The organism is Salegentibacter flavus (genome assembly GCF_900115145.1).
GTDB classification, from domain to species: Bacteria; Bacteroidota; Bacteroidia; order Flavobacteriales; family Flavobacteriaceae; genus Salegentibacter; species Salegentibacter flavus.
The window spans coordinates 41861-67400 of the sequence record NZ_FOVL01000010.1; the positions used below are offsets into that span (position 1 = coordinate 41861).

The 25540-nt window shown below is 39.3% G+C and carries 20 protein-coding genes and 1 tRNA gene; 12 read left to right on the top strand and 9 right to left on the bottom strand.

The window, feature by feature from the left end:
- Window positions 1-228 precede the first annotated feature (228 nt).
- The 3 genes from BM266_RS09160 to BM266_RS09170 are packed head-to-tail and all read left to right on the top strand — an operon-like array spanning window position 229 to window position 3269.
- On the top strand, window positions 229-1380 hold the full coding sequence (locus tag BM266_RS09160; RefSeq protein ID WP_175494787.1) for a sensor histidine kinase: 1152 nt from the start codon (window positions 229-231) through the stop codon (window positions 1378-1380).
- On the top strand, window positions 1361-2131 hold the full coding sequence (locus tag BM266_RS09165) for a LytR/AlgR family response regulator transcription factor (protein ID WP_093408662.1): 771 nt from the start codon (window positions 1361-1363) through the stop codon (window positions 2129-2131). Before BM266_RS09160 ends, BM266_RS09165 begins: the two co-directional genes overlap by 20 nt.
- 34 nt (window positions 2132-2165) lie before the next feature.
- On the top strand, window positions 2166-3269 hold the full coding sequence (locus BM266_RS09170; RefSeq protein WP_093408665.1) for a sensor histidine kinase: 1104 nt from the start codon (window positions 2166-2168) through the stop codon (window positions 3267-3269).
- 196 nt (window positions 3270-3465) lie between these two features.
- Here BM266_RS09170 and BM266_RS09175 read toward each other — a convergent pair whose 3' ends face one another.
- The 6 genes from BM266_RS09175 to BM266_RS09200 all read right to left on the bottom strand — a co-directional run bounded on the left by BM266_RS09175 (window position 3466) and on the right by BM266_RS09200 (window position 8804).
- A complete protein-coding gene (locus tag BM266_RS09175; RefSeq protein WP_093408667.1) occupies window positions 3466-3789 on the bottom strand; it encodes a hypothetical protein in 324 nt (107 codons plus the stop codon).
- A gap of 120 nt (window positions 3790-3909) precedes the next feature.
- Window positions 3910-4614, bottom strand: a complete 705-nt coding sequence (locus BM266_RS09180; RefSeq protein WP_093408670.1) for a potassium channel family protein — start codon at window positions 4612-4614, stop codon at window positions 3910-3912.
- Window positions 4615-4626: 12 nt separating this feature from the next.
- Window positions 4627-6414: a TrkH family potassium uptake protein gene (locus BM266_RS09185; protein WP_093408672.1), complete on the bottom strand. Its 1788-nt coding sequence runs from the start codon at window positions 6412-6414 to the stop codon at window positions 4627-4629.
- Window positions 6415-6657: 243 nt separating this feature from the next.
- A complete protein-coding gene (locus tag BM266_RS09190; protein WP_093408675.1) occupies window positions 6658-7335 on the bottom strand; it encodes a response regulator in 678 nt (225 codons plus the stop codon).
- The gene (locus BM266_RS09195) at window positions 7328-8410 is read right to left on the bottom strand and encodes a sensor histidine kinase (RefSeq protein WP_245760414.1); all 1083 of its coding nucleotides are present in this window, start codon (window positions 8408-8410) and stop codon (window positions 7328-7330) included. Before BM266_RS09195 ends, BM266_RS09190 begins: the two co-directional genes overlap by 8 nt.
- A 321-nt stretch (window positions 8411-8731) precedes the next feature.
- Window positions 8732-8804: transfer RNA gene (locus BM266_RS09200), tRNA-Phe, on the bottom strand.
- A 105-nt stretch (window positions 8805-8909) separates the two neighbouring features.
- On the opposite strand from BM266_RS09200, the gene BM266_RS09205 reads away from it, so the two are divergent.
- The 6 genes from BM266_RS09205 (at window position 8910) to BM266_RS09235 (ending at window position 16543) form a co-directional block, all read left to right on the top strand.
- On the top strand, window positions 8910-9641 hold the full coding sequence (locus BM266_RS09205) for a type III pantothenate kinase (RefSeq protein WP_093408678.1): 732 nt from the start codon (window positions 8910-8912) through the stop codon (window positions 9639-9641).
- On the top strand, window positions 9638-10885 hold the full coding sequence (locus BM266_RS09210) for a BamG family beta-barrel-assembly machinery protein (RefSeq protein ID WP_093408680.1): 1248 nt from the start codon (window positions 9638-9640) through the stop codon (window positions 10883-10885). Before BM266_RS09205 ends, BM266_RS09210 begins: the two co-directional genes overlap by 4 nt.
- Before the next feature lie 18 nt (window positions 10886-10903).
- Window positions 10904-12277: a hypothetical protein gene (locus BM266_RS09215; protein ID WP_093408683.1), complete on the top strand. Its 1374-nt coding sequence runs from the start codon at window positions 10904-10906 to the stop codon at window positions 12275-12277.
- Window position 12278: 1 nt separating this feature from the next.
- On the top strand, window positions 12279-12848 hold the full coding sequence (lptC, locus tag BM266_RS09220) for an LPS export ABC transporter periplasmic protein LptC (RefSeq protein WP_093408685.1): 570 nt from the start codon (window positions 12279-12281) through the stop codon (window positions 12846-12848).
- A 189-nt stretch (window positions 12849-13037) separates the two neighbouring features.
- Window positions 13038-14327 carry a hemolysin family protein gene (locus BM266_RS09230; RefSeq protein WP_093408690.1) on the top strand — a complete coding sequence of 430 codons (1290 nt, stop codon included), beginning with the start codon at window positions 13038-13040 and terminating at the stop codon, window positions 14325-14327.
- A gap of 95 nt (window positions 14328-14422) precedes the next feature.
- The gene (locus BM266_RS09235) at window positions 14423-16543 is read left to right on the top strand and encodes a peptidylprolyl isomerase (RefSeq protein ID WP_093408693.1); all 2121 of its coding nucleotides are present in this window, start codon (window positions 14423-14425) and stop codon (window positions 16541-16543) included.
- Window positions 16544-16595: 52 nt separating this feature from the next.
- Here BM266_RS09235 and BM266_RS09240 read toward each other — a convergent pair whose 3' ends face one another.
- Window positions 16596-17516: a GYDIA family GHMP kinase gene (locus BM266_RS09240; RefSeq protein WP_093408695.1), complete on the bottom strand. Its 921-nt coding sequence runs from the start codon at window positions 17514-17516 to the stop codon at window positions 16596-16598.
- Window positions 17513-18832, bottom strand: coding sequence for a hydroxymethylglutaryl-CoA reductase, degradative (locus BM266_RS09245; RefSeq protein WP_093408698.1), 1320 nt, complete (start codon window positions 18830-18832; stop codon window positions 17513-17515). Before BM266_RS09245 ends, BM266_RS09240 begins: the two co-directional genes overlap by 4 nt.
- A 194-nt stretch (window positions 18833-19026) precedes the next feature.
- On the opposite strand from BM266_RS09245, the gene BM266_RS09250 reads away from it, so the two are divergent.
- The 3 genes from BM266_RS09250 to BM266_RS09260 all read left to right on the top strand — a co-directional run bounded on the left by BM266_RS09250 (window position 19027) and on the right by BM266_RS09260 (window position 23415).
- Window positions 19027-21192, top strand: a complete 2166-nt coding sequence (locus BM266_RS09250; RefSeq protein WP_093408701.1) for a S9 family peptidase — start codon at window positions 19027-19029, stop codon at window positions 21190-21192.
- Between the two features lie 15 nt (window positions 21193-21207).
- Window positions 21208-22779: a peptide MFS transporter gene (locus tag BM266_RS09255; RefSeq protein ID WP_093408703.1), complete on the top strand. Its 1572-nt coding sequence runs from the start codon at window positions 21208-21210 to the stop codon at window positions 22777-22779.
- A gap of 99 nt (window positions 22780-22878) precedes the next feature.
- Complete coding sequence (locus BM266_RS09260; protein ID WP_093408706.1) at window positions 22879-23415, top strand: thioredoxin family protein; 537 nt, start codon at window positions 22879-22881, stop codon at window positions 23413-23415.
- Here the strand turns inward: BM266_RS09260 and BM266_RS09265 are convergent, their stop codons facing one another.
- Window positions 23416-25488 carry a ComEC/Rec2 family competence protein gene (locus BM266_RS09265; RefSeq protein WP_093408708.1) on the bottom strand — a complete coding sequence of 691 codons (2073 nt, stop codon included), beginning with the start codon at window positions 25486-25488 and terminating at the stop codon, window positions 23416-23418. It lies immediately after the preceding gene.
- Window positions 25489-25540: the final 52 nt, after the last annotated feature.

Genomic DNA, 25540 nt, shown 5'->3' on the forward strand with positions numbered 1-25540 from the left:
AAAAAAGGCGATTGTTAATTTTCGATACAACTTCATCACGTTTATTTTAATTGGTTAATAATTGATTTATGAAGCAAATATGACAGGAATTACGCCTTCGGGGAACCGCAATTCTATGAACCGGGATTTTAACTCAATGAACCGGGATATGCTCAATATGAAATGGAAAGGAGTTTTTTAAAATTAAGAGATCTTGCACAAGAGATAGAAATCCAAACCATAATGGATATGAGAAAACGAAAAAACCTTTTAATTTTTTACATTTACCTTTTAGATAAAATAAAAAGAATAGAAGCTTCAGCTAAAAATATTGACTCTTCACGGAAACGATTCGGATTTTATTTGATCCTTAAAGATATCGGCATTGCTGCTTTAGTGACTGTGTTGTGGTATTATGTGATGGTTTTTATGCACCAGGGCTATATAATGGTTCCCTCTTATTATAATCTAATCGAGATGGGTTTATTTTTTATATTCCTTCTGTTTCTTCTCTGGATGCATCACGGGATTTCAAGCTATATGGAATCTAGTGTTTTAAAAGAAATCAATACTGTCATTAAAACGATCATTGAGTTATCTATTGTCATTCTGGCGACTCTTTTGTTGACTTTTATTACAATATATCTTCCAACTAGTTATATATTTCCTCCCGAGGCCATTCTGCCGGAAAACATACGAACCGCCTTTGTTATAACAATCATCCTTTCTCTGTTTTTCTATTTTTTAGTTGAACGGGAAAGAAATAAAAGAAAACTTCAGGAAAAAATATTGCGTTCAACCCATCTCCAAAAGGAGAATTATCAGGCCCAGATACAAAGTCTTAAAAACCAGGTGAACCCTCATTTTCTCTTTAACAGTCTTAATGTCTTGAGTTCCCTGATCCGGAAAAACCAAAGCCAGGCCCAGGAGTTCGTACACAGGCTTTCAAAAGTATACCGATCGTTCCTTGACCATAGCCATGAACAGTTGGTGACGCTCCAAAAAGAAATGGAATTAACAGAGGCTTACATTTACCTGCTTAGTACGCGATTTGGTGACAATGTTCGTTTTGAAATAAATGTTCCCGAAGATCATACACACTTATTATTGCCTCCCGGTTCTCTGCAGATGTTGGTCGAAAACGCTATTAAGCATAATGGCTCTACCCGAAGAAAACCTTTGATCATTCAGATCTCTTCCGAAAAAGATGAAGTGATCGTGAAAAATAACCTCCAGCCCCGTTTGGAGAAAATGGATTCAACCAGGACCGGATTGAAAAATATTACCAGACGTTACAAATTCCTGACTGATCAGGAAGTAAAATTCATTACATCAGAAAAAGATTTTATAGCCAAACTTCCATTGCTAAAAGTTGAAGCTTATGAAAATAGTAATTATTGAAGACGAAGCCTTTGCAGCCGATTCCCTGGAGTCGATGATCCTTGAATTACGGCCGAAAACCGATGTGCTGGAAAAGTTAGAATCGATTGAAGAAGCTGTGGAATGGTTCAGCATGAATCAGCACCCTGATCTGGTGTTTTGTGATATACATCTTTCAGATGGGAACAGCTTTGAGATTTTCAGGCAAACAGAGGTTAAATGTCCGGTGATCTTTACCACTGCCTACAATGAATATGCTATTGAAGCTTTTAAAGTAAATAGCGTAGATTATCTGCTAAAACCTATTGGGAAAGAAGAACTTGCAAAAGCCATACGAAAGTATGAAGAACTTAAGCAAACGAACCTGCCCCTGGAGATTCAAAACCTGCAGAATCTTTTACATGATGCTGCTAAGGGACGATCCCAGACAGAGAAGAAATCCCGTTTCATGGTAAAATCAGGCCAGTCAATAAAAACTATTTCCAGTGAAAAAGTTGCTTATTTTTTGGCAGAAGAGGGAGTGGTATTATTGGTTACTTTTGAGGGCAATCGTTTTGTGGTGAGTTATACCCTCGATCAGCTGGAAGAGATGCTTGATCCTAAAACATTTTTTAGGACAAACCGGCAGTTGATTGCAAACATCAGATCTGTGAAGGAGGTGAGCCCCTATTTCAAAGGACGGCTTCATCTCGTTCTAAATCCATCCCTGGCAGGTGATCAGATCATAAGCAGTAGTAAGGCTTCTGCTTTCAAGGATTGGCTGGACCTGTAAGAAATGATAGAGATTATTGAATAATGACCAGGAAATGAGACTGAAATTAGCTGAGAAAATAAAACCGCGGTATCGGGTTTGGCTGCACAGAATACTTGTGGCTGGGTTAATAACTGTCGCAATCCAACTAATATTCCTTTATGTAAAATATGGGAGTATATTCGTAGAGCTACATTACACCTCCGGAATTGAATTCACCTTTACATTTCTTTATTTCCTTTCTCTGTTCTCGATATATCCCAGGATTTCCCGCTTTCTCCATTCTCCTGTTTTTAATCGCCTGGAGTCAGTTTATATCAATATTCTTGAAGGAATAACTGTAGCCATGTCTACTTTCCTTTTGATTACGATCATGAAAATCTTGCCAATATGGATACTGCTCTTGTATCTAAACGCAAGATATGAGGACCTGAATGCCTCATTTGACATAGATGCTTTGCGCCGGGACGTCATTGCGCATGCTGTCCTGGGTCTTTTCATTTATTATTTTGTGGAGAGAGAAAGGATTCGGAAGCAAATACAGGCAGAAGCTTTACGATATGCACAGCTACAAAAAGAAGAATTTAAAGGTCAACTGGAGAACCTGAAAAACCAGGTGAATCCTCAATTCCTGTTTAATAATCTTGAAGCTCTTGATTCCCTTATTGAAAAAGATCCGGAAGAAGCTGTCAAATTTGTAAATCGCTTATCTTATGTCTACCGGTCTTTCCTGGATCGTGAACAAGAATTGGGGACATTGGCAAAAGAAATGGAATTGGTGGAGGCGTATATTTATTTGCTAAAAACCCGTTTCGGGGATAGAATACAATTTAACATGAAAATCCCTCCGGAATACTTGTCTCTTCAGATACCACTCGGATGTTTACAGGTACTTATCGAGAATGCCGTATTATATAACGAAATTAGCAGAGAAAAGCCACTTCATATCAATATCAGTATTCACAGAGAAAAACTTATAGTGAGTAATAATCTGTATGAGATTCGGCGAGAAAAGACATCAGGAGCAGGATTGAAGGATTTAATCGAAAGGTATGAATATTTTACCACTGAAACCATTGAGGTAGAGGAGACCGGCAAAGAATTGATTGTTAAACTGCCCTTGCTTAAGGTTGAAGAGTACAATGGCAGTTTTGAATAATAATTCCCAGATTCTTCCAGTCACCTGCAATTCGATCTTCGTTTATTAAAAACAGCCAATATCTTTACCGGATGAGGGAAATCCCCCATAAGGAATAATATCAATTTGTTGTTCTTTCCCGAAACCCAAAAACCCGCCCATTTCCAGCAGTCCCGAAACACGGGAATGACATTTTTATTTTATATAAAGATAGTATTTACATATCGAGACATCTTCCGAAGTCAGGACAGATAAGAGGTAAGATTAACCAAGTGTGAAGTAAAAACAGGATAAAAAATAATACCCCTAATACAAGAGCATGAATAATATACGTTGACTCTCCAGCGGGTTTTATTTTTGGCCAAAGAAGTCCAAAGGCCCCGACTACAAAAAAGAAGAATGGTAATCCGGAAAATAAGACTAAAAACTTCAGGCTAAAACCATCAGCCATTCCTCCATAGACAATAATACCTACTAGAATTGCAAGTATAATTAATATCCAGAAAATCACCTTAGTTGTTTTATTAAGTACTTTAACCATGACTTTTAAGTTTCACCATAATATTTTTAAAATTAAGACTTTAAAATCTTTTTCTTAATGATAAATGTCATTTTGAAAGGTGTTTTGAAATCTTAATTCATTCAAAATTAAGCCTGCTTACTATTCTCTATCAGATGTTCTAATCTTAGTGAGGAGCTTTTTTATATCGCGGTTATTTCCATACAACACCATTACATCGCCATGATGTAAAATGGTTTGGGCTGAAGCCACTCCCTGTACCGAAGAAACATTTTTATTGACTCCAATTTCATTTTTCTCTCCGGAAATTTTAATGGTAGTAAGCACAATAATGTTATACTTGCGTTTTAAACCGGCCTCCTGTAGGGTTTGTCCATCATACTCCTTTGGGATTTCCGTCTCTACGATACTGTATTCTCCGGTCACTTCAAAAGAATCTATTACTCCTTCAAGATTGAGTTTTTTAGACCAACGCTCTGCCGTTTCCTCTTCCGGATGGATGATCTCTTTTACTCCCATAGCTTCTAGAACCATTTCCTGTAGTGAGGATACTGCCCTGCTTACTAACCTTTTTACTTTCAGTTGTTTCATTAAGGCGGTAGCCATAATATTGGCTCCCAGATCTTCGCCTATCCCAACTATTACTACATCAGTATCTTTTAGAGGTAGGTTGGTTACCGCATTAAATTCTGTCGCATCCAGGCTTATCGCATGAGTAATTTTTTCTTTTATGGCTTCAACGCGATCCAGGTTATTATCTACTCCAATCACTTCATTTCCCATGGTAGTCAGTTTCTCAGCCAGGGAAGCTCCAAAATTTCCTAATCCTATTATTATGTACTTCATATTTTTAAATTTTTAGTTGATCAATATCTCTTCTGAAGGATATCGGTAATTAAGATGTTTTATATTTCTAAGCATCGCAATAAGGACTGTAAGCATACTCACCCTCCCAATAAACATAGTGGCGATAATGACCAATTTGGAATAACTTCCAAGACCTGCGGTAATACCCATACTTAATCCCACCGTACTGTAGGCTGAAAATGCTTCAAAAGTGATGTCGGTAATATTTTTATCACCTTCAAAAAATGCGACCAGAAAAATGGATGCGCCAATAACCAGGAACGATAAGGATATTATGGCAAAAGCACGCCTTAATGAAACAGGAGAAACCTCACGACGGTACACCTCAACTCTGTCTTTTCCCCGAGCAAGACTAAAGAAATTAAGTGTTGCCAAAGCGAAGGTACTCGTTTTTATTCCCCCTCCGGTAGATGCCGGGGAAGCTCCTATCCACATTAATAAGAACACGATCATTAATGTAGAGAAATGAAGCGCTGAGGTATCTACCGAATTAAACCCGGCCGTTCTGGGAGTCGCAGCCCCAAAAAATGCGGTTACCATTTTCCCAAATGTGCCGTGTTCTGCCAGGGTATTATTATATTCAAAAATATAGAATACCACCGACCCCGAAAACAATAGAATTATTGTAGTTAAAAGAACAATTCTGGAATTAAGATTAAGTACCCAGGGTATATAATGCGCCTGATGCGGATCTTTAAATTTTCGAAACTTCCTTAGTACATAATACCGCATATATTTATATAGGTTGAGCAAAATAGGAAAACCTATCCCGCCCAGAATAAACAATGCTGCAATGATGAGATGCAAGGGATAATTGAACCGGAACGCTGGTTCGTAAAGGCTGTTCTCCAGGGTTGAAAACCCGGCGTTACAAAAGCCTGAAATACTGTGAAAAACGGCAAAGAAAATTTGATCAGGAATCGAGCTGAAAAGACTCCTATCCAGGTTAAGGTAGATCAGGATAGCACCTATAGCTTCGATCCCAAAGGTGAGTAATAGGATCTTTTTCAAGACTACGAAAACTTCCCCTATTTTATCTGAATTATTTAAGTCTTTCAGCATAAGCTGGTTGGCATAAGATGTGTTTCCCCGAAAAAAATAACTGAAATAACTCGCGAAGGTCATTATTCCAAGGCCTCCCAATTGAATTAAGATCATAATCACACTTTGCCCAAAGCCGGTAAAATAGGTCCCGGTGTCTACTACGATAAGCCCGGTAACACAAACCGCGCTGGTAGCGGTAAAAAGTGCGTCTACCAGGGAAATACCGGAATGTGTGGCTTTAGGGAGCAAGAGAAAAAGTGTTCCCAGAAATATGATCAGCATAAAGCTAACAACAAAGAGTTGGGCAGGATTTAGATATTCCTTATTGAAATTCATCCTAAAGGAAAAAATCTCGCGGAGGAAATACAATAATATAGCCAGGTAGAGCCATCCCATCTTATTAAAGAACTTTAAAAACTCAAAATTCTCTACTATGAATTCATTCCTGACTAAAAGCAGGAGCAGAAAAGATATGCTTAACAACCAGTCGAATAGTATTACTTTTTTGGGAGGCTTGACTTTGGATATTATTTTCCTGAAGAGCACATTAACCAGGCCTATCCCTATTATAAAATAAAAGAGCTCCTTAAGTATGGCTTTTTCACCTTCTGCATGAGTAAAGCCCAGATCGAAAATGACCAAACCTATCCCGATCAAACTTAAGAAACCTGAGAATTTCCTGAGTCTTCTTTCCACTTTTACATTGGACTGAAGCGAATTTAAAAATGATAACATTTAGTGGGAGAATTAATTGCCTTAACGAGAACAATAATCGAGGCTAACTATTAATATAACAACGAGAACGCCCATAATTATCGCCGGCCATTTTAAGTATGTATAAGATTGATTTTTAGGTTCACCTGATCCATCTTTCCGCTTAGCCATGATGTTGGTTTAGTTAATTGACTTACAAAGTTAGGACTCATCATATAAACAGAATATAAAATTTAGACCGAAGACATAAAGATTTTATAAAGATTACACAAAGCGGTAGCCTACGCCACTTTCGGTAATGATATGAACAGGGGAATTGGGATTCTCTTCCAGTTTTTTACGAAGCTGTGCAATAAAAACCCGCAGGTATTGAGTTTCGTTCTGGGAGCCCACTCCCCAAATCTCCTTAAGTATAAATTGATGGGTGAGAACTCTCCCCTGGTTCTTTGCTAAAAGTGCGATTAAACTGTATTCAGTAGAAGTTAGTTTAACCGGCTTTTTATCTCTTTCAACCAATCTTGCAGAAAGATCTATCTCGAGATCATTAGCAAATATTCTCGGTTGTAATTCGGTATTTTTGTTGATTCTCAGGGAAGCTCTTATCCTAGCCAGCAGTTCTCCTGTTCTAAAGGGTTTGGTAAGATAATCGGTAGCGCCGTTATCCAGGGATTTTATAATATCGACCTCTTCATCCTGTACCGAAAGAATAATGATAGATTTTTCGAACCACTCTCTTAATTCCTTTAGTATTTCATGGCCGTTTTTATCGGGCAAACCCAAGTCAAGGATAATTAGATCAGGAGTGTGGTTTGCAGCAAGATGAAGACCTTCAGTGCCGGTTTCAGCTAAGGTGACTTTATAATCGTTACTTTCCAGGGAAATTTTAAGTAGTTTCCTGATTTGAGGTTCATCATCAATAACAAGTATTTCGGCATTATTCATTGTGATATTCTTTTGGATCGGTCATCGCGGCCGGTATTCTTATCATAAACTTGGCGCCTCCCGAAGGTCGGTTTTTTAATTCAATACTTCCATTGTGGGCCCTGGCAAATCCCTGGGCAATAGAAAGACCTAATCCCGTGCCACCGGTTGCCGTATTAGGCAATCGGTAAAATTTATCAAAAACCCGGTCTATTTTATCCTGCGGAAAGCCCTTCCCGTTGTCGGCTACTTCAATAAAACAGCCTTCTGAAGTATGAGAGACCTTGATTTCAATAATCGATCGCGGAGGAGTATACTGAAGGGCATTATGCAAAATATTATGCAATATTTGCTCTACTAATGCCGCATCTAACTGGAAAAGTGGGAGGTCGTCTCCCGGTTCAAAAAGAATTTGATGCTTAGCAGAGTCGCTTTTATTGAGTTGTATCACCCCATATATCAATTCATTAATATCATACCAGTTCAATTGCAGATGAATGGAATGACTTTCCAGTCGGCTCATATTAAGGAGGTTTTTCACCTGACGGTTTAACCTGTTACCTGCAATTTCAATTTCGGTATAAAGTTCGTTTTTATTCTGTCTAGATAGTTTTTCCGAATTTTCTTTTAAGGTATCTACAGATCCTATTATGGCTGCGATAGGGGTTTTTAATTCATGCGAAAGTGAATTCAGCAATGTATTGTATAATTCCAGGGTCTTCCCTCTTTCCTGCCGTTTCCGGGTCGCAGCCTCAGCTTTCCTGATCTTTGTGGTAAAAACGGCATTCATAACGGCAATCATAAAATACATTAAGAACAAAAGTATGTCTTCCGGAGTGCTTATTTTAAAGGTGTATTGTGGTTGAATAAAGAAAAAATTCCAGATTAGAGCACTTAAAACAGCTACAGTAACTATAGGGAAAATTTCAAAAAACATTGCCAGGATAGAAACAGCAAAGAGGAGAATCAAGGCTACAACATAATAGCCAATAATATCAATAAAAAGATAAGAAAAAAGGGAAACCAGGGTAATAGTGCCAATTCCAATAAGATATTGGATTGGTTGATTCTCATTTATCTTCTTGTAGAATTCCAATAAAGTGAATGTTGTATGGGCAAGTATAAAAGTAGGAAATTACTCATTATAATCCTGATACCATCACTTGTAATTAAAATGATCCATGATCCGCCGGCGCAGGTCAAGCTCCGGCCTTCCGGGTTTCAACGGAAATCTCCATCGGCAAATAAACTCCTGTTAATTTCACAACTCAAAACCAAACGGATAGATTGCTTTCCTATCTGGATTTGTACCCTTTTGTAAATTCTACTTCAAACTAATTTTCATTTATTTTCTATCAGCCCAATACAGTAGGGGCTTAAACCAAAAAACCCCAACTATAAGTCGGGGTTTCTGAGGTGGTGCCTCCAGGAATCGAACCAGGGACACAAGGATTTTCAGTCCTTTGCTCTACCAACTGAGCTAAGGCACCAGTTGCTTGTTTTAAGCGGTTGCAAATATAATTTCATTTTTATTAACCCACAAAGGAATTTTTAAAAAAATGCTTTTGTAATTTAGCCAATTCAAAAGAAAGCCAGTGAATTTAGTTGTAGATATAGGCAATACTTTGGTGAAAATGGCTGTTTTTCAAAAAGGTAGCCTTCAATATAAAGTTGCAGTTCCCGGGAAAGAATTTTTTCAAAAAACCGAAGAAATTTTTAAATCCTTCCCTCATATAGAATTTTCCATCCTTTCTTCGGTGATTAAAAACACTGAAAGGGAGGAGAAATTTCTCGAGGAACGCAGCAAACTTGTGATTTTGACAATGGATATTAAGCAGCCTTTTACAAATCATTATGCAACGCCTGCTACATTAGGTAAAGACCGGATCGCACTTATCGCTGCTGCGGTTAAAAATTATCCCGGTGAAAATGTGCTGGTTATTGACGCCGGAAGTTGTATTACTTACGATTTTAAAAATAAAAAGGATGAATACCTGGGGGGAGCTATCTCTCCCGGGCTCACCATGAGGTTAAGAGCCATGCACGAATTTACCGGGAATTTACCCTTATTTAAGCCCGTTGAAGCTTCCGGAGTCACCGGTAATTCTACCAAAAGCGCTATGAATTCCGGTGCGGTTAATGGAGTGCTTTTTGAAATCGACGGATTCATAAATTTGTATAAATCTGAAAATAAAGATTTAACAATTATTTTAACAGGTGGGGATATGCTATTTTTGTCAAAGCAATTAAAAAATAGCATATTTGCCAACCCTAATTTTCTATTTGAGGGTTTAAACTACATTTTAGAATTTAACAAGACTCAATGATTAAACGATTTATAGTAATCGTAGCTATATTAACTACGGCACTCGCCGCGGCACAGGAAAATATCTCTTCCCCTTATTCATATTACGGAATTGGTTTAACTAAGTTTAAAGGAACCATCGAAAACCGCTCTATGGGAGGTATAAGTGTGTTTTCAGACAGTATTCACCTTAATCTTAGTAATCCTGCCGGGTATGGGCGTTTAAGACGTACAACATATTCCATAGCAGGGAGTCACGAACAGAGCAGTCTGACGTCTGATATGGGGAGTGATAAGGCAAAGATCACATCCCTGGATTATCTCGCTTTAGGAATACCGGTTGGGAAATTCGGCTTTGGTTTCGGTCTCATTCCTCAAACTTCAGTAGGTTATCGCATTCTGGATATTCAGGAGGATGTTGCCAGCAGGCTTCAGGGGCGCGGAGGTCTTAACCGTGTTTACCTTTCGGGTGGATATGAAATAAATAAAAATTTCAGCATTGGAATAGATGCCCGCTATAATTTCGGGAATTTCCAGAATAGAAGAACCCTGGTAAGGGATCAAATACAGTTGGGAAGCCGGGACATTAGCCGGTCAGACCTTAAAGGTTTGAGCTTTAACTTCGGAGCTGATTTCCAGACGATGATCTCTGACAGGCTAAAACTACACGCATCGGCCACATATTCTCCGGAAACCAGTCTTACTTCAGAAAACAAAAGAGAAGTTGCTACTATCGCTTTCACGCAAAACGGAGAAATTCCGGTAGAAGTGAGAGACCTGGAGGTGCCCGATTCAGAATACAGCCTTGCAGAACAAATTACTATTGGGGCCGGTCTTGGTCGACCTAATAAATGGTTTTTTGGTGGAGAATACATTAAAACGGGACGCAATGCCTATCTCGACCGATCCAACACCTTTAATGAGGCTGCGGTGTATAATGAAGCCGCACAATATAAATTGGGGGGGTACTATATTCCTCAATATAACTCCCTAACCAGCTATTTCAAAAGAGTTGTGATAAGAGGAGGTTTTCGATATGAAGAAACCGGGCTTAGCCTCAATAATGAGGACATCAACGAGTTTGGCATCACTTTTGGATTAGGATTGCCTGTAGGACCAGGATTCTCTAATATCAACCTTGGATTTGAGTATGGACAGCGCGGTACCACAGATTCAGGATTGGTAAAAGAGGATATTTTCAAGGTGTCTGTAGGGTTTTCCCTAACGGAAGCCAGAAAATGGTTTGAAAGAAGAAAATTTGATTAACCACTATAACTAAAGAAAATGAAAGCGAAGTTAATAGCATTAGTATTTGGAGCCGTATTCGGTTCAAGTGTAGTAAATGCACAGTCTAATGATTGTGCGACTATGGCGGCATTGGCCTATGACGATGCAAAGGCAAAAAATTATGACGCAGCCTACGAACCTTTAATGAAGGTAAGGAAGGAATGTCCAAAATATAGCCTGGCTACCTTCCAATATGGAGAGAGAGCTCTTAAGTATAAAATAGATAATGCTGAAGGCGAAGAAAAAGAAGCTTTTATTGAAGAGCTTATCGAGCTCTGGGAAGAGCGATTAGAGCTTTTTCCTCAAAAAACTTCAAAAGGTAAAGTATACGGTGATATTGCTCAACTTAGGTTCGACTATAAAATAGGAGATAAAGAGGACCAATATGAAGCTTTTGATAAGGCTTTTACTGAAGATCCTGATAACTTTACCAGTCCAAAAGGAATATATGCTTACTTTTCACTTTTGGTAGATATGCAGGATGCAGGGGAACGTTCTCTTGAAGATGTTTTTGCTAAGTACGATGAAGTAATCGCTAAAGTAGAGTCTGAAGAAAACGAACTTGCTGAAAGACTTGCACCGCTTTTGGAAAAGCAGGATCAAGCAGAGACTCTTACTGCAAAGGAAAAAACCCTTGTTAAGAATTCAGAGATCAACCTAAAAGCCTACAACCAGGTAAAGAATGCTATTAATGGGAAACTAGGGCAAAGGGCAGATTGTGATAACCTTATTCCTCTTTATACCAAAGATTTTGATGAGAAGAAAACAGATGTTGACTGGTTAAGGAATGCTAACGCACGTCTTTCTGCTAAAGATTGTACTGAAGACCCATTATTTATGAGGGTTTCAGAAGCGCTTCACAAACTTGATCCTTCTGCAAAATCAGCATTCTCTTTAGGTCAGTTAGCTGAAGCTGAAGGAAACAGATCCAAAGCCCTTCAGTATTATAACGAAGCGGCTGAACTGGAAAAAGACAATTCAGCTAAAGCGAGAATTTATTACAGAATTGCGGGTAACTATAAAGACCAGGGAAGTTTTTCTCAGGCAAGAACTTACTATAGAAGAGCACTAAGTGCAAAACCTTCTTTAGGTAGCGCTTACCTGCAAATCGCAAGTATGTATGCTCAAAGTGCAAACAACTGTGGGAACACCACCTTTGAGAAAAGAGCTGTTTACTGGGCTGCTGCAGACTATGCAAGAAGAGCTGCTAGTGTAGATCCTTCTATTGCTAGTAACGCAAGTCAGGCTGCAAGTAGCTATATGGGCAGAGCACCTCAGAAATCTGATATCTTCCAGGAAGGAAGAAATGCCGGAGAGGCAATTAAGATTGGTTGCTGGATAGGCGAGACAGTTCGCATCCCTAATTTGTAGAATGAAAATCACATATAACCAAATAATTTCAGGCATTGTCACGCTAATAGGCGTGACAATGCTTTTTTCATGTCAGGGCAACTTAAGTGAGATCAGGGCCTTAGATCTTGAAGGCGACGCTCCCCAGGCTGAGGCATTGGACCTGAATCTTAAATACACCGATTCGGGCCGGCTTGTAGCTACCCTAAAAAGTGAGCGAATGCTTGATTTTACCAATAAAAATTTCCCTTACCGTGAATTTCCTGATGGACTTGAGGTAGAGTTCTTCGATCCCGAGAATAAAAGCAGTACTGTAAGCGCAAATTACGGAGTGATCTACGAGAAAACCGGCCTAATAGACCTGCAGGGAGATGTTGTGATTTATACTAGTGATAGTACCCGTTTAGAAGCTAGCCAGCTTTATTGGGATCAAAACCAGGGCTGGGTTTTTACAGACAAGCCAAATAAAATACGCTTCCCTAATGGAGCACTAAACGAAGGACAGGGTTTTGATTCTAATCAAAATTTCGGTAATTTTCGTTCCCGGACCAACGTAGGGGTTCAAATTATAGAAGATAAAGAAGATGAGTAAATATTATAAGTTTTTTGAGTATGCTTACCTCGTTATTGGGGCATTTTTCCTTTTTGAAAGTATCAGAATCTGGGATACCGAACGCGGCAGGGCTTACCTTTTTATCTTTTTTGTAGTGATATCTATATTTATGTTCTTCTTTAAAAGGCGTTTTAGGCGTAAGTTTGAAGAGCGCAACAAATAACTCCGATGCAAAGCGAGATATTTATAATTATTCTTTCCCTGATCTTTTCAGCCTTTTTTTCTGGGATGGAAATTGCTTACGTTTCTTCCAACAAAATCTATATTGAGATTGAAAAGCGCCAGAATGATCTTTTGGCCACGGTTTTAAGAAGGCTCACCAAGAAACCCTCAAAATTTATTGCCACCATGTTGGTGGGTAATAACATTGCCCTGGTGGTTTACGGGTTCTTCATGGGCGATCTCATTATGAGCTGGCTAAACGGCCTTCAGCCCATAGAAAACGGAATTGTTGAATACCTGGTAACCGATCTTAGCCTGCTTACCCAAACCGTTATTTCAACTTTGTTGATTCTCTTTACTGCAGAATTCCTCCCCAAAGTTTTTTTTCAGATCTATGCGAATTCTATGCTGAAATTTTTCGCCATACCTGCATATTTTTTCTATGTCATTTTTACTTTTATTTCTGATTTTGTTATCTGGATTTCTGATTTTGTTTTGAAGAAATTCTTTAAAACCGAAGGGGACGAAGTGCAGCTGGCTTTTAGCAAAGTTGACCTGGGTAACTTTATCAATGAACAAATGGAAACTGTGGAAAATGATGAGGATGTTGACACCGAAATACAGATTTTTCAAAACGCGCTTGAATTTTCAGATATCAAGGCCCGGGAGGTGATGATTCCAAGAACCGAGATCGTTGCGGTAGATAAAGCACAGGCTCCTAAAGATCTTATTGAAACTTTTACCGAAACCGGATTGTCGAAAATTCTGGTGTATAATGAAACCATAGATGACATTATAGGCTATATTCATAGTTTTGAATTATTCAAAAAGCCAAAATCATTAAAGTCTATTTTGCTGCCGGTAGTTTTTGTCCCTGAAACCATGTGGGTGAAGGATGTGCTGAATATTCTCATAAAAAAACGCAAAAGTATCGCAGTAGTAATAGATGAATACGGCGGTACCAGCGGGATGATAACCGTTGAAGATATTGTTGAAGAACTTTTTGGAGAAATAGAAGACGAACACGACTCGCCGGTACTCATTGAGGAGCGGTTAGATGAAAATCACTATTTATTCTCGGCCCGGCTGGAAGTAGATTACCTTAATGAAGCTTATAAGATCAACATTCCCGATGGTGAAAACTATGAAACCCTGGGCGGTTTTATCGTGAATTATACCGAAGAAATCCCCCAACAGGGGGAGCTGGTTTCTATTGAAGATTTCGAATTTGAGATTAAAGAAGTTTCCAATACTAAAATAGAATTGGTGGAACTAAAAATTAAACCCGCAGATTAAATCTGGTATCGTTGATATTTTGCTAATTATAAGTTTCATAATTAGCTTAAAAACGCTATTTTCGCCCACTATATTCCGATAAATAATAACTACAAATGGCAGTATTAAATAAAATCAGACAGCGTTCTGTTTTCTTGATCATTATCATTGCTTTGGCACTTTTTGCATTCGTGTTAGCTGATGTGATTCGTAATGGAGGTTTTTCTTCCGCTAAATCTCAAAATGTTATCGCAACCGTAAATGGGGAAGAAATAGACAGGGAGGAATTTGCCCGAAATGTTGAAAATCTCCAACGTAATATGGGAGCTAATGCGAGTACAACTCAGGCGGTAAACCAGGTTTGGGAAAATAAGCTCCGCGAGATCATCCTTGACGAAGAACTTGAAGAATTAGGTGTGAGAGCAGAGCAAGCCCAGATCAGGGAAATGATGCGTGCCCAGATGGGTAACAACCCTAACTTCACCAATGAGGCAGGAATGTTTGATGAAAATAGAGTTCGGGAATATGTTGCCACAATGAAGTCAACTTCTCCAGAAGCTTACCGCCAGTGGCTCGATTTCGAGAACAGTCTTGGTAGTGCTGCCCGTGAAAATATATACTTCTCAATGGTAGCAGCCGGAGTGGGTGCAACCTTAAAAGAAGGAGAGCAGGCTTATCGTTTTGAAAACGATAATATAAATATGAAATTCGTACAGATTCCTTATACTTCAGTTTCAGACGACGAAGTGGAGGTAAGTAAAGATGAGATCAGGGATTATATTAAGAAGAATCCTGCGAAATTTGAAACGGAAGCTTCCAGAAACATTCAGTATGTGTTCTTTGAAGAAGACGCTTCCGAAGAAGATCGTAATGAAGCAAAAGAGTCCCTTACTGCGTTAATGGAAACCAGGGTGGAATATAATTCTGCTTCTCAAACCAATGATACCTTACCAGGTTTTAGCGAGACTACAGATTACGAAGACTTTGTTAATTCAAACTCCGATCTTCCTTATCAGGATCGATATATGTTCAGAAATGATCTTCCATCCGATTTTCGTGATGAACTTTTTAGCCTTGAAGTGGGAGAAAGCTTCGGACCTTATGAGCACGATGGATATTTCAAAATCAGCAAGATGGTAGATGCAAAGCAAATTGCAGATTCTGCTAAAGCAAGCCATATCCTTATATCTTACCAAGGCTTACAGTTTGCGCCTAATATAACCAGAAGCAAGGAGGAGGCTGAACAATTGGCTGACAGTATTGCTAATGTTGTACGTAATGATAAATCTAAATTCGCAGGCCTGGCTGCCCAGTATTCTTCAGATGAATCGAATAAAGCTGAAGGTGGAGATCTTGGATATTTCGGACCTGGCGATATGGTGCCTGAATTTGATTCTTATATTTTTGACAATAATGCCGGTGATATAGGGGTTATAGAAACCGATTTTGGTTATCATGTAATTCATATTGAAGAGCAGAGCGATAGAGAAAGAGCGGTGAAAATCGCAACCCTTGCTCGTGAAATTGAAGCTTCTGAGCGTTCAAGAAATAACCTGTTTAATGAGGTGACCAAATTTGAGATCGCTGTCCGTGAAGGGGATTTTGCCGAACAAACCAAAAACGAAAATCTTGATCTTAGAACGGTTAGAGATGTTAAAGCCTTGGAAGAAAATATTCCAGGTTTAGGTAACCAAAGAAGGATTATTCAGTGGGCCTTTGAAGACGATGCTGAAGTTGGTGATGTTAAGAGGTTTGACACTTCTGGAGGTTATGTTGTTGCTCAACTTACCGCGAAAAGAGATGCCGGGCTTATGAGTGCTGAGAATGCCTCTTCTGAAGTAATACCAATTCTTACCAAACAAAAGAAAGCTGAGATTATCAAAAATAAAATTAGTGGAAATAGTCTTGAGGAGATTGCAGCTGCCCAAAACAGCAGTGTTCAGTCTGCCAATGCTATCAACTTGAATAATCCAACTCTTCCGGGTGCTGGAAGCGAACCTGCAGTAGTAGGTTCAGTTTTCGCGATGGAACCTGGTCAGGTGAGCAAACCCATAACCGGAGAGAAAGGTGTTTATGTAGTGGAAATGGTTAGCAAAAACGAGGCTCCTGCTATGGATTCGTATAAGAATTTTGCAGATCAGGAAACTGCAAAACAACGTCAGGCTGCCGCTCAGCGTGCTTTTGAAGCGCTAAAGGAAAAGGCCGATATCGAAGATAACAGAGCCAGATTCTATTAGTCTGAAAGCATTAAGAATGTATAAAAAACGCCTCCTTTTTGGGAGGCGTTTTTTATAGTTTCATTTTGCTGAAAGGAATAATTGTATTATAATTTTTGTCTCTAAAGTACTGTTGGTCTTCCTCAGAGCCTGTGGCGAGAACGAAATCCCCGCCCCAACCTCCAAGGCTTTTTATGCTTCCGGAGAAATCAGGAAATAGTCTGGTTTTTATTTTTGGGAGGTTTATTGCTTTTGAGATTAGGGTTTCATGAAGATCCATTAAAACCCGGAATTCGTGCAAGGTTTCACAATGAAGAAATTGTTCTGTAAGTCCGGATATTTTGTCTGTAAGAACATCGATATTCTCCCGGGGTTGGTTGCGGTAATGAGCAATCGCTTCCCGGCTGTTCTGTTTCTGGTTTAGGTAAACAAAAAATAATTTGTCTTCGAATTGTGGCTCAAAATGGCTTTTTAATACCGATGCCTGCCCCTTTATTAATTGATAGGTGAATGCAGAATCCTGCTGCGCGGCCGCAATATCATAACCGCTCCCTCCAAATGTTTTTTCAAGTAGTTTATAGGCATCAATATTAAGCCAGCTTGCAATATTATTTATTAAAGTAGATGAGCTGCCTAAACCCCACTTGCGGTTAAAGTCGAGTTTCGTGGTTATTTTGAAACCCTGTTTTTCAGAAAAAAACTCAGGATTGAGCATTTTAGCCGCATTTAGCACCTGGAGCAGGCGGGAGTCTAAAACAGAAGGTTTATTATTTTCTTCCTTCAGAAAAAAATTATCATTTTTTAAAATGAAACTACCTCCAAACCATATGTCCTCCTTTTCATCAAGGCTTGTCCACGAAATTTCGGGTTTATCTGTGCTCTCCACCTGCATTTCCTGACCGTATTTGGTAGGTAAAGCCAGAGCTTTTGCTCCATCCAGAACGGCGTATTCTCCAGTGATTAGTAATTTTCCGTGGCTGTAAAATTTTTTCATTGCAAACGTATCTTTTGGAGTTGCTCAATAACACTGCTGTGGGTTACCGTGTGATGTTTAAAGTAATCGGTTAAGGCGAGTTTCTCTTCCCGGGTAGCATTCTGCTGGTTAAGAATATTCATAAGGTGCATTTTCATATGCCCCTGCTGAATTCCAGTGGTGATTAGTGAGCGAACCGCTGCAAAATTTTGTGCCAGCCCGGCAACTGCGACTATCTTCATCAGTTTTTTTGCTGAAGGCTGTTGCAGAATATCCAGAGCTAATTTCACCAATGGATGCAAACTTGTTAGTCCGCCAACTGTTCCCAGCGCCAGAGGAATTTCCATCCAGAAGGTGAATATTCCGTCTTCTACTTTAGCGTGGGAGAGACTGCTGTAGTTCCCGCTTTTTGAGGCGTAAGCGTGAATCCCAGCTTCTACCGCTCTGAAATCATTTCCTGTGGCCAGAACTACTGCATCAATGCCATTCATAATACCTTTATTGTGGGTCACCGCCCGGTAAGGTTCGACTTCGGCAATCTTTATGGCCTGTATAAATTTTTCCGCAAATTCCTGACCACTCATTTGGTCGTCTTCAAAAAGCTCTTCCACCGGGCAGGAAACTTCTGATCTTACCAGACAATGCGGCACATAATTAGAAAGGATGCTCATTATGATCTCAATCTGCTTTTCTTCTTCAGTAAAAGCTTCAAATTCTTTGGCCTCTTGCTGAAAAACGTCGGCAAATTTCTCGAGACAGGAATTGATAAAATTGGCACCCATAGAATCCTGGGTGTCAAAGGTGCAGTGCAATTGGAAATAGTTGTTTAAGCTTTCGGTTTTATCCTTAAGTTCAATATTTAATATCCCGCCCCCGCGTTTTTCCATGTTTTTGGTAATGGGCTTAACTGCTTCTATCATTTTCGGTTTTACCTCCTCAAAAAAACCGGTAAGTTTCTCCGGGTCACCCGTATAGCTGAAATGTACCTGCCCTATCTTTTGCATATCGATCACTTCAGCTTTAAAGCCACCACGAGACCTCCAGAATTTTGCTGCTTTACTGGCAGCCGCAATAACAGAGCTTTCTTCAATCGCCATTGGTAGCGCCAGAAGTTCTTTGTTAATCAGAAAATTGGGAGCCAAACCAAACGGAAGATAAAAATTGGACAGGGTATTTTCGGTAAATTCATCGTGCAGCTGTTGCAGCCGGGAATCTTCATTCCAGTATTGCCGGAGTACCCGCACATCTTCAGGTTGATCTTTCAGGTAAGTTTCGGCAAGCCAGTCTATTTTTTCCTTTTTCGTTAATTTGGAAAAACCACTAATAGGTGAGATCATAGTTCATTCAATTTTCGAAGGGCAAAGATACAAAGCTTATGTTTAGATAGCCGAAAAATGAAAACTGGGAGGAAATATTTTAAAAGTTAAGGCCGTATCTTTCTTTAACAAATCCTTAGTATTTAACATTCTTCATTAACCTATTTTGCTGAAATTTTAGTAAACTTGGGAATTGATACCTATATCAAAAAAATATGAAATTTAGAAATATTGTACTGGGGTTGATAATCACTGCATCCTCAGTTGTTTATGCACAGGATAAACAAATCACCCAGGAAGAGATCTGGGATGGCACTTTTAGCCAGGAACGCTTACAATCTCTCCAATCACTCGATAATGGTAAGGAATATGTGGTTTTAAACCGCGAAAATGGGACCGCTAGCATAGATGTCTATGATTATAAAAGCGGTGAAAAATCCCGCAGCCTGGTTTCTACGAACGATCTTGATGAAATTTCCTCTTTTCAGGGCTTTGAATTAAGCGACGATGAAAGTAAAATATTGCTTTCTACTGAAGTTGAACAGATCTACAGAAGGTCTTCGCGCGGAGTTTACTATATCTACGATACAGCCGACGGCAGCCTTATAAAACTTTCTGATAAAAAAGTTCAGGAGCCCACTTTTTCACCCGACGTCTCGAAGGTAGCTTATGTTTATGAGAACGATATTTACATTTTCGATATTAATTCAGGGGAAGAAACCAGAGTAACTTCCGATGGAGAAAAGAATAAGATCATTAACGGAATTACAGATTGGGTTTACGAAGAGGAATTTGCTTTTGTAAGAGCCTTTGAATGGAATAAAAATGGTAATTGGATTGCTTTTTTAAAGTTTGACGAAGAAGATGTTCCGGAATTCTCTATGGATATATTTGGTGAAGCACTTTATCCAAAACAGGAAGTATTTAAATATCCTAAGGCAGGTGAGACAAATTCTGAGGTAAGTCTGCATTTGTATGGGCTGGCTTCCGAAGAAATAGAAGATGTTGAATTGGGAGATTATGAAGATTTTTATATTCCGCGGATAAAATGGACTCAGGATCCCGAGATCCTAAGTGTACAGGTGTTGAACAGACATCAGAATAAATTGGACCTAATCTTTGTTGATGCTGAAGATAATGAGGCCGAGATTGTGATGACTGAGACTGACGAGGCTTACATAGATGTTACCGATAATTTGACTTTTCTGGAAGACAATGATTTTATCTGGACCAGTGAAAAAGACGGTTGGAACCATATTTATCTTTATGATGAAGATGGAGAGCTTGAGAATCAGGTAACCTCCGGAGAGTGGGAAGTAACAAATTACTACGGATACGATAAAAAATCCAACAGGATCTTTTACCAGAGCACCGAGAATGGAAGTGTAAATCGTGATGTTTACTCGATAAAACCAAACGGCAAGGGGAAAACCCGTTTAACCGACAAAACCGGGATGAACAGCGCCGATTTCAGTGCAGACTACACCTATTTTATCAATTCCTTTACAAATACTGAAACCCCATACGAATATACCCTTCACAATGCCAAAAATGGCAGGCTGGTAAGGAAGATCAAGGATAATTCGGCCTTACTGGAAAAAGAAGAAGCTTATAATTTTTCGCCAAAAGAATTGAGCACCATTGAGGTGAACGGCAACGAACTCAATATGTGGATGATCAAACCTTCAGATTTTGATCCCAATAAGGAATATCCATTACTGATGTTCCAGTATTCAGGGCCGGGATCACAGTCGGTTTCAAATTCTTATTTCGGGACTAATGATTACTGGTATCAGCTTCTTGCAGATAAGGGTTATATCATAGCGACCGTAGACGGAAGAGGAACAGGCCTTAAAGGCGCCGATTTTAAAAAGGTAACTCAAAAAGAACTTGGGAAATACGAAGTGGAAGACCAGATAGAAGCTGCCAGAGTTTTAGGTGCCAGAGAATATATCGATGAAGATCGTATAGGTATCTGGGGTTGGAGTTACGGTGGGTTTATGTCTTCTAACGCTATCTTGAAAGGTAATGATGTGTTTTCGCTGGCTATCGCTGTTGCTCCGGTTACAAGCTGGAGATTCTACGATACTATTTATACCGAAAGATATATGACGACTCCACAGGAGAATCCATCGGGATATGATGAGAATTCTCCGATAAATCATGTGGAGAAACTTAAAGGTGATTATTTATTGATCCATGGGGGAGGAGATGATAATGTGCATCTTCAAAATACCATGCGTATGGTAGAGGCTCTAATTCAGGCAAACAAACAATTTGACTGGGCCATCTATCCTGATAAAAATCACGGAATCTATGGAGGGAATACCAGACGTCACCTTTATACTAAAATGACCAATTTTATCACTGAAAATCTTTAAACCAAATCTAAGTTAATGGCTACTACGACAACACCAGCGCCTCAAAAGGAATTATTTGGGCATCCAATGGGGCTTTATATCCTGTTTTTTACTGAAATGTGGGAGCGTTTTTCCTATTATGGGATGCGCGCCATCCTGGTTTTATATCTGGTAAGTGCAACTACCGATGGAAATGCCGGTCTTGGCTGGACCCAGGGAGAGGCTCTTGCTCTTTACGGGTGGTATACTATGCTTGTCTATATAGTCTCTATCCCCGGCGGTATAATCGCCGATAAGCTTTTGGGACAGAAAAAAACCGTACTCTGGGGTGGAATAATCCTGGTTGCAGGACATACTATTCTTGCCGTTGAAGAAATGTGGGCATTTTACACTGGTTTAGGTCTTATCATAGCAGGTGTTGGAATGCTTAAACCCAATATCTCTACCATGGTAGGTGGGCTTTACAAGCCTGGAGATATAAGAAGAGATAAAGGATTTACCATTTTTTATATAGGAATTAACCTGGGAGCATTTCTTTCGAGTTTGCTCGTTGGATACGTTGGTGAACAAATTGGCTGGCATTACGGCTTCGGTCTTGCCGGAATCGCTATGGCTCTTGGTTTGATAGTGTATCTATGGGGGCAAAAATACCTTGTAAATGTGGGTAATCTCTTATCAAAAGCCGAAAGGGATGAAGGAGCTTCTCTTTCCGGACTTTTTTCAGATTTGTTCCAGTCACCAATTCAATTGGTTGTTACCTCGGTATTAATGATCGTATCATTATATGTGCTGGTATTCGAATCCTGGGCTTATGGTTTGTTATTTATCTTCCTTACTCTGGTTACCGCGATGATGCTTATGGTTTATAAGGATCTAACCACTCAGGTCATGAAGGATCGCTACGTTGTAATGCTCTTATCTTTTATTTTGGTAATTGTCTTCTGGGGTGCTTTTGAGCAAGCAGGAGGATTGATGAATATTTATGCACTGGATAAAACGAATAGGGCCCTTCCATTTACGCTGCCGGGTATTGGGAATGAGGTTCCTGCATCCTGGTTCCAGTCATTAAACGCATTATTTATTATCACTTTTGGTGTGTTGGTAGCTAATTTCTGGGCGAAACGAAAACTAAAGAATAAAGAAGCCTCTTCAATATTTAAAATGGCAATAGGGGTTATTATAATGGGCTTAGGATTTGTCTTTATGGCTGCCGCTTCTGTGCAATTCGAAGCCAATGGGTCTTCAGCGATGTACTGGTTAGTGCTTGCGTATCTTTTCCATACAATTGGAGAACTAAGTAGCTCCCCGGTTGCATTATCTTTCATTACCAAACTGGCACCTATGAAATACGCTTCCTTAATGATGGGAGTCTATTTTGCAGCTACCGGGCTTGGAAATAAAGTGGCTGGAATCCTGGGAGAATTTGCAGCTTCAGCAGGAGATCTTGCAATATTTTCCGGAATCACCATATTTACGGTAACCTTCGCAGTAATTGTGCTTATTATGCTTAAGCCTCTAAAACGCTTAACTCATGGAGTTGAAGATGAAGAGCATGAAATGCTGGAGCAGGAAAATTATGAGATTGCCGATACAGAGAAAAAGCATTAGGTTAAATGGTTTTATAATAAGAAAAACGTTCCTTAAATTTGAGGAACGTTTTTTGTTAGGATAGAGTTGTTGTTCGACTAAAGCCTAAAATATTTCTTTATGCATAAAATTTTTATTCTATTTCTATTGTTCTTTGCAACAAGTTTCCTTCAGGCTCAGGAGATTAACTGGATGTCTATGAATGAGGCTCTCGAGGCCCAGAAAAAGGAGCCTAAAAAGATATTTATGGATGCCTATACCACCTGGTGTGGTCCTTGTAAGATGCTTGATAGGAATACTTTTTCTAATGAGGATGTGATTGCATATGTAAATGATAATTATTACGCCGTAAAATTTAATGCCGAAGGGGATGAAGAAGTTAATTTCGGGGACAAGGAATTCACCAATCCTAATTTTGACCCCAATAAAAAAGGTCGGAATACAACGCATCAGTTTACGGCAGCCCTTGGAGTAAGAGGTTATCCTACCCTTGTGTTCTTTGATGAAGAAGCAAACTTAATAGCACCAATAACGGGTTACCGAACTCCACAACAATTGGAGATCTATTTAAAATTATTCGGTACCGATGAATATAAAAAAATGACAACAAAGAAAGCTTTTGCTGAGTATCAGGAAAGCTTTGAAGGCACTTTTTAGTTAAAGTTTAAGTGTTAGTTGATATAGAGCCTTAGGTTCTGTAAAAATGCGGAAAGCTCCCTTTCTACCTGTGTGGTGGAAAGGGACTTTTTGTTTTCGGCAGGTTTCTTCCCAACGGGCTACAAAACTATTGTAATTACTACCATCTGCAATTACCTGAGAGGGATTGACTAAATTTAGTACTCGCTCCAAATTAATTTTGGGAGACTGAGTAATTAAAAGGAGGTCTGGTTCCAGGTTCGGGATATCATAGATCCCGCTGCTATCTATTATCAGAAGGTTTTTGTCTCTAATCCTCAAGACATTTTTAATGGTGTCGGTTTCTGTTTCTGTGATGTTTTTTCCGGTTTTATAATCGCTTATAATTCTTTGTGCCGCAGCAAGACTGTCCGGATTATGATAGAGTTGCAAATTCCTGTTTTGGTATAAGCCTATTAGATTGTTCCTGCTTTTATGAAAAATAACAGCTTCTTCAGAAAAATGCTTTTGTTTTTCATAAATACTGCTTAGTTGAAAACTGATTATTCCCAAAAACAAAAAAACGAATGTCCTGTAGGTTTTTTGAATTAGCAGATAGAACAAGGCCAGGATTATAAAATAGGCTGTAATACTTTGAAGTATAGAAAAGGAAATCTCGTTAAAGAGAAAATCTTCCTGTACCGCTACCCAACCAATAAATTGGTTCATATAACTGATAAGCTGGCCATAGATCTCCGCTAATTGATCTGGTAAAAAATTTAATAAGCTCAACAGGATTACTAAAATTCCTAAGCCCAGGATAATTCCCAATGCCGGAAGGATCACCAGGTTTGATAGAAAGAATAAGGCAGGGAATTGATGAAAATAGAACAAACTTAATGGTAGAACTCCGAGTTGTGCTGCGACACTAACAGTCAGTAAACCCCACATATATTTTATCAGCTTAAATTTAGGCCTTATCAGCCGATAGAGAAAAGGCTGAAAAGCCACAATACTGAAAACGGCCAGATAACTTAACTGAAAGCCTACTTGGAAAATGAAATAAGGATTTATCAGCAGTAAAACGAAAAGCGAAATAAACAGACTATTCATCACACTGGTTTTACGTTTAAGTTGCATTCCAACAGCCACAAAAGAGAACATACTTACAGCCCTAACTACCGAGGGTGAAAGTCCGGCAAGAAGTGCGAAGCCCCATATAAGCAAAAGCAACAGAATGGTTTTTAAAAGTCTTCCGTGTTTTATGCTTTCCAAGGGTTTTAGTAGAACATTAAGAATAAGTAGAATGATCCCCACGTGTAAACCTGAAACTGCAAGTATATGCACGGCCCCGGCGGCGGCATATTGATCGTAGATCTTCCTGGAAATATCTCTACGCTGCCCCAGTAATAAGGCCTGGATGATACTTTGTTCTGCTTCAGAAAAACTGGCGGCCTGAAGCTTTTTTATGATCCGTTCTCTTAGATTTTCTGCGAAACTTATGGGAGATAAACTCTCGTTTATTTTCAGGATTTCTGCAGAATTAATCCGGAGCTGTTTCAGCACTGCCTGTTTTTCCATATAATTTTTATAGTCAAACTGGTACGGGTTAAGCGGAGAATTGATATCTGATGGGCGGTAGGGGAACAGGAGCACATCGCCTACCTGGAATTCTGTTGCGTCTTTTTCTGTGCTGAGCAGAAGCTTACCTTCCGTTAATCTTGCTTCCTGGTGCTCTGTTCTGAAGGCTTCTGCTCTAATTATGTACCGCTGGTTATATCGTGTAGGTTTTAATTTTTCGGCTATACGGGCCTGGAGCAAAGTTTCTTGGAGATTTACTTTAGCTTTAATATAGTGAAGCGAACGATTTCCAGGGACGTGCAGACTAGCCGTTAAGAATCCAAGGATAAAAATAACAAGGAAGACCAGAATTCCGAAGAAAGCATCAGGGAAGATCTGCTTTCTGGCGCGATAATAAGCCAAAATAAAAACCGGCATCAACAGACTGATTATCCAAAATAGAACCTGTAACGGCATATCCAGGTAAAATCCAGCTATTATTCCCGGGAGAAAGCTAAGACTTAGTTTTATAAATGTGAAATTCAGAAATCGCATCGCTTAATTTAAAGTGCGATCTGGGGAAAAGACTAAGGAAGATATGAAAAAT